This window comes from Thermodesulfovibrionales bacterium (genome assembly GCA_035622735.1).
Classification (GTDB): Bacteria; Nitrospirota; Thermodesulfovibrionia; order Thermodesulfovibrionales; family UBA9159; genus DASPUT01.
The window spans coordinates 1-10,207 of sequence record DASPUT010000092.1; the positions used below are offsets into that span (position 1 = coordinate 1).

Consider the following 10,207-nt stretch of genomic DNA (forward strand, 5'->3'; position numbering starts at 1 on the left):
ACCGGAAACGAAAGCCCGACAGCCACATCAACGCAAATAGCTGCAATTATCTTCCAGCCGAATGGTGCGGTTCAGGCGAACGGATCGGTCGATACGAGCAAAGTGGTAGGGAAGAACAATGAACTGAACGTTGAGCGTCTCTGTGCATCCTGTCACACAGTCGGTCTTTACCTCTACAGCAAGCTCCTGACACACCAATTGGATATCTACAGCCAATGGCTCAACGCAGGCCATGCGGACCGGAATGCCGCTGCATTTGCCGAGTTCTCTGCGAATCCTGCAGCCTACATCGACGAGAGTACGGGCCAGCCCTTTCCTATCGCGGGCAGCCACCAGACTTACTACCCCTACGACATGGCTCTTACCAAAGCAGGCACAACGGCGAGCACCTCACAGAACGCAGGCAACAACAATTTCGCCTGCTTTAAGTGCCACAACGGCTTAACGTCTCTCGCCTGGCAGGCCAACACCCAGGGGACACCGGCTGCACCTGTCGTCTTCGGGGACGAGCCGGTTACATGCATCACCTGTCATGACACCCATACCCTCGTTCAGGGCACGGAGTTCGGTCTGCGCGTGCCCGTCATGATGACGAACTATTCGACGCAGTTCATCACGATTCAGGGCAATGTCTTCCTCGACAACACGCCGCTCCCCCCGATAGACCAGACAGAAAACGGAACGATCTGCATCTTCTGCCATCAGGGAAGGGAGAGCGGACTCACCCTCAATGCGACCAAGTTCGCTCCGGGCACCACGATTACCGGCAATTTCTTTAACCCGCATTATCTGGGGACCGCAGCCATGCTCTGGGCTGTCAACGGCTATGAATATCTGAACCAGTCGTACGGCTTCAACGCGCCGCACCAGGGCGCGAACTGTCCGACCTGCCACATGGACAACGTGACAGCGGACAATAAGAACGGCGGTCACTCCTGGAACCCGAACGTGGCCACTTGTAACACTTCGGACTGCCACGGGAGCTTCGGGCCGGTGCCGGCAAAACCCGGCAGCGCCTCTCCTAATGTCGCCGTCTATCGCGCGAGCTTCGATACGAACAATTACACAGGCGATCCGAATGGTTCCACACAACCTATCGCGGTTGCCATCCAATCATTGCAGGCAAAACTGATAGCGCTCCTGGCTGCTCAGAACCCTCCAATCTATTACAATGACCTGCAATACCCATACTTCTTCGCTGATCAAGCCCGCACCATCCCGTTCACCGCATGGACTCCCAGACCTTACGCAGCTGCCTTCAATCTCTCCTTCATCATCAAGGGTCTTCCTTCGTCAGCAACTTCACAGACCCTCGTGCCGAACTCATCGGCAGCGGTTCATGACTACAGGTATTGCATCGAACTACTTCAGGACTCACTGGTGAGTTTAAGCGGACAGCCGTTACAGACTATACTCCCCGGTGCGGTGAGGCCGGCCGGAACAAGGCCCGCGACGCAATACGGAGCGGGTCAATTATCCATACCGTAGTCAGTCGAATGATGTAAGGTCTTCCGACCGGCAAAGAAAAAGCCCCGGAGCGATCCGGGGCTTTTCTTTTGTCTTACGCTGAGGAGGTGTCTTAATCTTACGGCATCTCACCGACAAGAGGCGCACTTTCTGCAGAAGGTCCCAGGGCACGTATCATGTACCGGACTCTCTTACCGCTTTTCTCAGGATCGGTGAAGGACGGCAGCGCGACCTCACCGATGAGCGTAAATTCTGGTCCTCCCTCGACCCTGCGATAAACCCTGTATCCCTTCACCCATGCTTCCGGGCTCTCTTTCCAGACGAGGTGTACCCTGTCCTCACCCGCCGCAATCCTGAGATCGGAAGGCGGAGAGGGGATGAATGCAGAAGGGTTCACCTCGACCGTGGCAGAAGCATACCCCTCATCCCGTATTTCCGTATTGAGCAATGGCCTGATGCGGTAGTAGACAACCCTGGCGGGCAGAATACCCGCATCTCTGTATGACAAGGCGCATTCTGGTTCGCGATTGATCGGCATCTTGCCGAAGGCGCCTTCATCGGTAGTCTTATAGATGTTGTAGCAGACACCCTCCCCTGCACTATCCCAGGAAAGGGTGAGGGCGTCGGACCCTACGACAAATCCGATCTTCGCCGGAGGAGATGGGGGAGGTCGTGGAGTTGCGGTAACGATGTTCGAGTCAGCACTCGTGACTTCCCGGAGGTTCATCGCGATGACTTTATACCTGTAGGAGGTATTCAGTTCAAAATTCCTGTCTGCGAAGGAACTCTTGTCGGAGGCGATGAAGGCATACCTTTCAAAAGCGTCATCTTTTGATCTCAGGAGATAGAACCCCTTAATGGAAGATCTCAGGTTATCGGGATAAGCCCATGAGAGCAGAATCTCATCCTCTCTGTGGATTGCCGTCAGTTGGGTTGGTGCAGGAGGTTTTTCATACGACTTCAGCGTGGGAGGACCCTTCTTGCCGCAGGAAGCTATGAGAATTACCGCTACGAGCAACGGGAAGAGCCGGGCAACGAATTCCCTCATCTCTTCCTTTTCATCTTCTTCCTGAATCCCTCAATCCTCTTCCTGACCTCAGCGGGAGAAGTGCCTCCGCTCGATCGCTTAGCCGTGACAGAGCCTTCGGCGGTGAGATATCGGTAGACATCTCCTTCTATGAGAGGCGAAAATATTTGCAGGTCCTCGATCTTCAGACTGTCTAAGGTCAGATTGTTTTCTATACAATGGAGGACTATCCTGCCCGTAACTTCGTGGGCATCCCTGAAGGGCATCCCCTTTCTCACGAGATACTCGGCGATGTCGGTAGCCGTGGCATAAGCCTCTGAGGCCGTGTCGGAGAGCCTTTTTTTATTGAACCGGATGCGTGGCACCATCTCGGTGAGGACGGAAAGCGACGCCTTTACCGTATCCACGGCATCGAAGACCGGCACCTTGTCTTCCTGCATGTCCCGGTTATAGGAGAGTGGCAACCCCTTCATCGTGGTGAGAAGGGAGATAAGCGAGCCGTAAACCCTTCCGGTTTTGCCCCTCATGAGCTCCGCAGCGTCCGGGTTCTTCTTCTGCGGCATGATGCTCGAGCCCGTAGTGTAGGCATCGGGGAGCTCGATAAAAGAGAACTCCCTCGTGGCCCAGAGCACGAGTTCCTCAGCCATCCTCGAGAGATGCATCATGAGGATGCTCGCATCGGAGAGGAATTCGATCGCGAAGTCCCTGTCAGAGACCGCGTCGAGACTGTTTTCCGATACCCTGTCAAAACCGAGGAGTTTCGCCACATATTCCCTGTCTATCGGCAGCGACGTGCCCGCAAGGGCGCCTGCGCCGAGAGGAAGGACATTGACCCTCTTCAGACTATCCTGAAATCTCTCGGTATCACGCCGGAGCATTTCGACATACGCGAGGAGATGAAGCGACAGGAGCACCGGCTGTGCCCTCTGGAGGTGCGTGTATCCTGGCATGATGTAGTCACGGTGTTTCGCAGCGCTCTCCACCAGCTTCTTCTGAAGGTCCTCGAGGAGAGAGACTATTCTCCCGATCTCGTCCCTGAGATAGAGCCGCATGTCGAGGGCGACCTGGTCATTTCTCGATCGTGCCGTATGGAGCCGCCTCCCGGCATCGCCCGTCTTCCTGATGAGTCCAGCCTCGATGTTCATGTGAATATCCTCAAGGTCTCGTCTGAACCTGAATCTGTCCGCTTCTATCTCATCGGCTATCTCTTTCAGTCCGCGAACGATCTTCCGGGAATCCTCCATCGGGATTATTCCCTGCCTGCCGATCATCTTCGCATGGGCGATGCTCCCCTCAATATCGTATCTCCAGAGGCGGCTGTCAAAGGAGATCGATTCCGTGAAGGACTCGACAATGCCCGCAGTCTTCTCTCTAAACCTTCCTGACCAGAGTTTCTTCATGGCTAAGCATAAAATTTTGAGATTCTTGTGTCAAGGGTTTTCAACGTGATATGATAGCCGCATGTCGCAGGCGAAACTCAAGGTGATGCTCCTCCGCCACACCCCTAACCCCGAGGCGACCGTTGCCATGGCCGCTAAGCTTTGTTACAGTCCTTCGGACATAGGATCCCTCAGGGAGAAGATAGAGGAAAAAGACCAAAACGCCTTTGTCGAGAGGCTCGTGAAGATGGGACATATGAGCCCCGTCGAACATGCTTCGTTCACCTACGCCATAGAGGGGATATCCCGGGCATGCTCGCACCAGCTCGTCAGACACCGGCTCGCTTCCTACAGTCAGCAGTCACAGCGTTATGTGAGAGAGGAGGCGGGCTTCGATTATGTCGTTCCTCCCAGTATCAGCGGCGACAGGGAATTGAAGGAGTACTTTGAAGAATGCATGGCCGAGGCGCAAAAGGCGTATGATCACCTTGTGAGGAAGCTTCACGAAAAGGGCATAACCGGCGAATCAGCGAACCAGGATGCGCGCTTCGTCCTCCCGAATGCCTCGGAGACGAAGATCATGGTCACGATGAATGCGCGGGAACTCCTCCACTTCTTCCGCCAGAGGTGTTGCAACAGGGCTCAATGGGAGATCAGGCGGATGGCTGTGGAGATGCTGAAACTCGCAAAAAAAGTCGCACCGGTAATCTTCGCGAAGGCAGGACCCGGATGCCTTTTTGTACCCTGCCCCGAGGGAGAATATACCTGCGGGAAGATGAAAGAAGTCAGAAAGAAGTTTCTAGCCCTCACAAGTTGATCCTCAGACATCGCTACTATCCCGCTGTTTCTTTGACACCAAAATAAAATTTATTTTATTATAAATTTAAACTATTTAACATTGAGTCCTATTGCCATGTAATATATTTGGTTCGGGCATTCGATTCTTCAGGTTATGGTATAATGATAATCTTTTTTGAATCCCGGCTTCGAGAGGAAAGGTGAATGAACTCGACGAAATCAAGAGAGCTATTTAAGAAAGCCTTCAGGCTGATACCCGGAGGGGTCAACAGTCCGGTACGGGCCTTCAAGGCGGTAGGCGGAAATCCCCTCTTCATCAAAAGCGCAAAGGGTTCGAAGATTTACGACGCGGACGGCAACGGGTACATCGACTATGTACTCTCATGGGGCCCGATGATCCTCGGGCATGCCCATCCGGCAGTCGTGAAGGCGCTCAAATCCGCCATCGAAAGAGGCACGAGCTTCGGTGCCCCCACGGAACTCGAGATAGAACTCGCCGAACTCATCGTAAAGGCCTACCCTTCCGTCGAGAAGGTGAGAATGACAAGTTCAGGCACCGAGGCGACGATGAGTGCGATAAGGGTCTCGAGGGGCTTCACCGGAAGGGACAAGATAATCAAATTCGAAGGCTGTTACCATGGGCACGCCGACGGCCTGCTCGTGAAAGCCGGTTCCGGTGCGATGACCTTCGGAGTCCCCGACAGCCCCGGGGTTCCAAAATCCTACGCGAAAAATACGATAACCGTTCCGTTCAACGACATCAAGACCTTTACGGACATCGTCAGGAGAGAGTGGAAATCGATTGCATGCGTCATCGTCGAGCCGGTGGTCGGCAACATAGGATGCGTCCTGCCGAAACAGGGTTTCCTCGAAGCATTACGGAAGGAGACGAGGAAGTACGGGATCGTCCTCATATTCGACGAGGTCATGACCGGTTTCAGGGTCTCTTACGGCGGCGCGCAGGCGCATTATGGGATAAGGCCGGACATGACCTGCCTCGGCAAAGTAATCGGCGGCGGAATGCCTGTCGGAGCGTTCGGCGGAAAGCGAGAAATAATGTCCATCGTGGCGCCGGAAGGCCCTGTGTACCAGGCAGGGACACTCTCCGGAAACCCGATCGCGATGACGGCCGGCATAGAGACGCTGAAGATCCTCTCGAAAAAGGGCGCCTATGAGAAGCTCGAAAAGACGATGGATCGCCTCGAAAGAGGTCTGAAAGATGCGGCCAAAAAGTCGGGCGTTAAGACAAAGTTTTACCGGGCCGGAACCATGTTCTGTACCTACTTCTCCGATAGGGAAGTCGTTGATTACGAAACGGCAAAGAGATCGGATACGAAGCGATTTGGACGGTTCTTCACGGGGATGCTGCAGCAGGGGGTAAACCTCGCTCCGTCGCAGTTCGAGGCCGGATTCATCTCCCTTGCCCACACCGGAAATGATATCGAGAAGACTATTCGGGCCGCGTACAAGACCCTGTCCGGACTTGACCGTTAGGCTTTAAGGAAGCGTGAGGAGGATTTGGTGCTCAATCCGCTGACGTTAGTTGACAAGATTATTGTCTGGTTTACCGAGAAACTCTCGAAGAGGACAAAGGTCCTCATCTCGGTATTCGTTTTGCTTTTTCTCGTCGGCGCTGCCTACACGGGATACAGGATCAACGATTACTTCGAGAACGACCCTGCGGCGTGCAGGACGTGCCATGTCCACGACAAGGCCCACGCGGCTTGGGAGAAGAGCGAGCACAACAGGGTTACCTGTCATGACTGTCATCACGCGACGCGGAAAGACCAGGTGATGCAGATCGTAAAGTTTGTCTTCCTCGGGCATAAGACGGTTTCTCCGAGACACGGCGAAATCATCGTACCGAAGAAGTTTTGCATGCTCTGTCACTGGGAGAAGAACAAGAAGTACCCTGAGGCGCCGAACGTCTCCACCTCCCAATACCATATCAGGCACGCTACGACAGCGGGTCTCGAGTGCACCCAGTGCCATGGGTATGTCATCCACAAATTCCCGACCGAGGAGAGGTTCTGTCTCAAGTGCCACACCGGAAAAGAGGTCCATGGTGCGGGGATGAAGGAACTCGCGTGTCTCAACTGTCACACCGAGCGTACCAAGAACCTGAGGCCGGGAAGAAAGAAATGCCTCTACTGCCACGGCGATGAATCAGTGAGGCAGGAACTCATTGCGGACGGCAGCATAGACGTGAAGCATTTCCCGCCCCCTCCCGCAGTCACAAAGAAGGCGATCAAGATAAATTTCCCGGGAGATGCGCCGATGCAGTTTTACTGCTATGAGTGCCACAAACCCCATCAGAAGGCGAGGCCCGACTGGAACGACTGTCTGAAGTGCCACAGCAGCATCCCCGATAAGGGCAGACACGAACTGCATATCAAGACTGTCGGCATGGAATGCAAGAATTGCCATAAACCTCATGTCTGGAGCGTCACCGAGGAACAGGCGAAGAAGGATTGTGTCAAATGCCACGAATACCGGGATCCGAGGAGGTTCCTGACGCTGTAAATCTGAAACGTTTCAGGGGGATGACAGGCACCCGCTGCCATCCCGGATGCGTCAGTTCCGGGCGGTGTGAGAGTAAAGGCTGAGGACATATGCAGCAGCCGTTGACGAAGAGAGATAAAGAGAGAAGGTGTAGTACTCAATTGGGGAGGTTTCTATGAAGTTTTCGATGTTGAATCCTTTTCGGTGGTTCAAGAAATTCCATGCCTGGCTCGAAGAAGGCATGTCGTTCAAGGGGAAGGTGATCATTGCGGTGCTGCTCCTCGTGATCACGGCAGGGAGCGGTGTCGTCGCCTTCCGGTTTTATGACTTTACCCAGAATAATCCGAAGTTCTGTGTAAGCTGTCATCTCATGAAGCAGGCCTTCGAGGCCTGGGAAACGAGTGAACATAAGAACGTCAACTGCCATGAGTGTCATCACCTCACCGTCCCGGAGATGAACAACCTGCTCATCAGCTTTGTTCTGCACAGGCCGACGAGGGTTCCGGAACGCCACGGCAAGATCATCGTACCCTGGAGATACTGTCTGAAATGCCATTGGGAAAAGGACGAGCGATACGCAAAGGCGCCGATGATCAATAAATCGAACCTCCATGCGAAGCATGTCTTCATGGAGCAGAAGGAATGCTCCCAATGCCACGGGTACATCGTCCACAAATTCACTCCGGAAGAGCGGTTCTGCGTCAGATGCCACCAGAACAAGGAGGTGCACGGTGCCGGTATGGTCGGACTCGCATGCCTCAACTGTCATACGGACCGGACGAAGGACCTCAGGCCCGGGAGGAAGAAGTGTCTCTTCTGCCACGGCGGTGAGGAAGTCAGAAAGGAACTCATTGCTGACGGGTCGATGGATGTGAAGCATTACCAGCCGGGCACGGAGACGGTCAAGAAGGCGATAAAGATCAATGTGCCTTCCGATGCGCCGATGCAATTCTTCTGTTACGAATGTCATAAACCACACAAGCTGGTGCGACCCGATTGGGGCAACTGCCTCAGCTGTCACCGCAATGTCCCCGAGGTCGGCAAGCACAATCTTCACATACAGGTTGTCGGGATGAAGTGCAAGGACTGCCATAAGCCCCACCGCTGGCGTGTCACCGAGGAGAGTGCGAAGAAGGACTGTGTCAAATGCCACGAATACCGGGAGCCGAAGCGGTTTATTGCGTCCTGAGATTATGGTAGAATACTATCCGCAGGGAGATGAGGGAATAACTCCCCCGTCTCCCCATGTCATCCTGCTACTCTATAGCAAAGGAGCGAAGTAAGGGATTATGAAGAGTCACGTCTGGCGGCCGCTTTTTGTGGTAATCGGTTTCGTTGTCCTCATCCTGATCGCGAGAGAGTTCGTTGTTCCGAAGGATTTCGGCATACAGGAGAGAGGGTATATGTATGGCATGCACCGGAAGAGCAACGAGGAGGAATGGAAGGCCTTACCGGCCAAATACCGTTCGAAGGAATACTGCAAGGACTGCCACAACGATAAATATGCCTCCATTATGCAGACGCCTCACGCCATCATTCAGTGCGAAAACTGTCATGGTCCGGCCATCGAACACCCATCGGACCCGCCGAAACTGAGCATCGACAAGAACAGGGCCCAATGCCTGCGGTGCCACTATCCCCTGCCCTATCCCACGAGCGGGAGGGCGAATATCAGAGGGGTCGATCCGGACAAGCACAACCCCGGCATCGAATGCGTAATGTGTCACAATCCGCACAAGCCTAAGTTGGAGGGCATGAAATGATAACGAGAAGAGACTTCCTGAAAACGAGCGCCAAGGGCATAGCGGGACTCGCCGTGCCGCTCGCGGCGATAGAAATCATAAACCCCCGAAACCTCTTTGCCGCAAAAGGGGACAAGGCGAGGGTGAGATGGGTGTTCCTCGTGAACACGTACAAATGTGTCGGCTGCGGTTTCTGCGTGAAGGCATGCAAGCTGGAAAACGAGATACCTTACGACGCGAACGTGACGAGGACGTGGGTCGAGCGGTATGTCCTCACGAAACAGGGAAAGCTCTTTGCAGATTCGCCGAAGGGCGCGCGGGATGGTTTCACCACGAGCAAGATAGCCCTCGGCAAGGATGAATATCACGATATAAAAAACGATGATATAGACAAGGCATACTTTGTCCCGAAGCTCTGCAACCAGTGCGAGAATCCGCCCTGCGTTCAGGTATGCCCGGTGGGCGCCACGTATCAGGCCGCCGACGGGGTCGTGCTCGTCGACAGGAAATGGTGTATCGGCTGCGGCTACTGCATCATGGCCTGTCCCTATGGTGTGAGGTTCTTTCACCCGATTTACCGCACGGCCGAAAAATGCACCTTCTGCTACCACCGGATAACGAAGGGGCTGACAACGGCCTGTGTCCAGGCGTGCCCCTTCGGCGCGAGGATGATCGGGAATATCAAGGACCCGAATGATCCGGTCACGAAGATCATCATGACCGAGAGGGTGGGGGTGTTGAAGAGCGAATACGGAACGAAACCGCAGGTCTATTACATCGGTCTCGATGAGGAGGTAAGGTAAGCATGGTTCACGGAGAAGCATGGACAGTCAAAGAGCTCTTTGTAACCCCGAATGAATACATCTACTGGTCGGTGCAGATCGTCATGTATCCCTTCATGACCGGTCTCGTCGCGGGCGCCTTCGTTCTCTCATCGCTCTATCACGTCTTCGGCATACAGCAGCTGAAGGACATGGCGCGGTTTTCCCTCGTCTTCTCCTTCGCGCTGCTGCCGGTCGCGATGATGCCGCTCATGCTGCATCTCCAGCAACCGCAGAGGGGAATAGAGGTGATGATGTCCCCCCATTTCACCTCGGCCATCGCCGCCTTCGGCATCGTCTTTTCGACCTATGGGGCGATTGTGGCTTCCGAATTGTGGTTCGTATTCAGAAAACATTTCGTCGAGACCGCGCTTTCCCTCGGGAAGAAGCAGGACAAGGGCCTGGGAGAGAAGATCAAATATCTCATATTCTCGGCTCTGACTCTCGGTGCGTACGACATCAGCGAGGAGG

The 10,207-nt window shown here is 54.3% G+C and carries 10 protein-coding genes; 8 read left to right on the forward strand and 2 right to left on the reverse strand.

What is annotated here, in order from left to right:
* On the forward strand, positions 1–1,488 hold a 1,488-nt coding region (locus VEI96_05215), incomplete at its 5' end, for a hypothetical protein (protein ID HXX57381.1).
* 97 nt (positions 1,489–1,585) lie between these two features.
* Here VEI96_05215 and VEI96_05220 read toward each other — a convergent pair.
* Together VEI96_05220 and argH are read right to left on the reverse strand one after the other, a co-directional pair.
* Positions 1,586–2,515, reverse strand: a complete 930-nt coding sequence (locus VEI96_05220; GenBank protein HXX57382.1) for a hypothetical protein — start codon at positions 2,513–2,515, stop codon at positions 1,586–1,588.
* Complete coding sequence (gene argH, locus VEI96_05225; protein HXX57383.1) at positions 2,512–3,894, reverse strand: argininosuccinate lyase; 1,383 nt, start codon at positions 3,892–3,894, stop codon at positions 2,512–2,514. The genes VEI96_05220 and argH overlap by 4 nt, the downstream gene beginning before the upstream one ends.
* A gap of 61 nt (positions 3,895–3,955) precedes the next feature.
* Here argH and thyX point away from each other — a divergent pair, with 61 nt between their 5' ends.
* The 7 genes from thyX to nrfD all read left to right on the forward strand — a co-directional run.
* Positions 3,956–4,690: an FAD-dependent thymidylate synthase gene (thyX, locus tag VEI96_05230; protein HXX57384.1), complete on the forward strand. Its 735-nt coding sequence runs from the start codon at positions 3,956–3,958 to the stop codon at positions 4,688–4,690.
* 185 nt (positions 4,691–4,875) lie between these two features.
* A complete protein-coding gene (gene hemL, locus VEI96_05235) occupies positions 4,876–6,165 on the forward strand; it encodes a glutamate-1-semialdehyde 2,1-aminomutase (protein ID HXX57385.1) in 1,290 nt (429 codons plus the stop codon).
* Between the two features lie 27 nt (positions 6,166–6,192).
* Positions 6,193–7,194, forward strand: a complete 1,002-nt coding sequence (locus tag VEI96_05240; GenBank protein HXX57386.1) for a cytochrome c3 family protein — start codon at positions 6,193–6,195, stop codon at positions 7,192–7,194.
* Positions 7,195–7,348: 154 nt separating this feature from the next.
* Positions 7,349–8,362, forward strand: coding sequence for a cytochrome c3 family protein (locus tag VEI96_05245; GenBank protein HXX57387.1), 1,014 nt, complete (start codon positions 7,349–7,351; stop codon positions 8,360–8,362).
* A 100-nt stretch (positions 8,363–8,462) separates the two neighbouring features.
* Entirely contained in the window at positions 8,463–8,936 is a 474-nt protein-coding gene (locus VEI96_05250; GenBank protein ID HXX57388.1) for a cytochrome c3 family protein, read from the forward strand.
* Positions 8,933–9,718 carry a 4Fe-4S dicluster domain-containing protein gene (locus VEI96_05255; protein HXX57389.1) on the forward strand — a complete coding sequence of 262 codons (786 nt, stop codon included), beginning with the start codon at positions 8,933–8,935 and terminating at the stop codon, positions 9,716–9,718. The genes VEI96_05250 and VEI96_05255 overlap by 4 nt, the downstream gene beginning before the upstream one ends.
* A gap of 2 nt (positions 9,719–9,720) precedes the next feature.
* Positions 9,721–10,207, forward strand: a 487-nt coding sequence (gene nrfD / locus VEI96_05260; protein HXX57390.1) for an NrfD/PsrC family molybdoenzyme membrane anchor subunit, incomplete at its 3' end; no start/stop codon positions are given.

Bases quoted from the DNA above. Each gene is read 5' to 3' on its own strand.
- VEI96_05220 (HXX57382.1), bottom strand. From the start codon at position 2,515: ATGAGGGAATTCGTTGCCCGGCTCTTCCCGTTGCTCGTAGCGGTAATT.
- argH (HXX57383.1), bottom strand. From the start codon at position 3,894: ATGAAGAAACTCTGGTCAGGAAGGTTTAGAGAGAAGACTGCGGGCATT.
- thyX (HXX57384.1), top strand. From the start codon at position 3,956: ATGTCGCAGGCGAAACTCAAGGTGATGCTCCTCCGCCACACCCCTAAC.
- hemL (HXX57385.1), top strand. From the start codon at position 4,876: ATGAACTCGACGAAATCAAGAGAGCTATTTAAGAAAGCCTTCAGGCTG.
- VEI96_05245 (HXX57387.1), top strand. From the start codon at position 7,349: ATGAAGTTTTCGATGTTGAATCCTTTTCGGTGGTTCAAGAAATTCCAT.
- VEI96_05250 (HXX57388.1), top strand. From the start codon at position 8,463: ATGAAGAGTCACGTCTGGCGGCCGCTTTTTGTGGTAATCGGTTTCGTT.
- VEI96_05255 (HXX57389.1), top strand. From the start codon at position 8,933: ATGATAACGAGAAGAGACTTCCTGAAAACGAGCGCCAAGGGCATAGCG.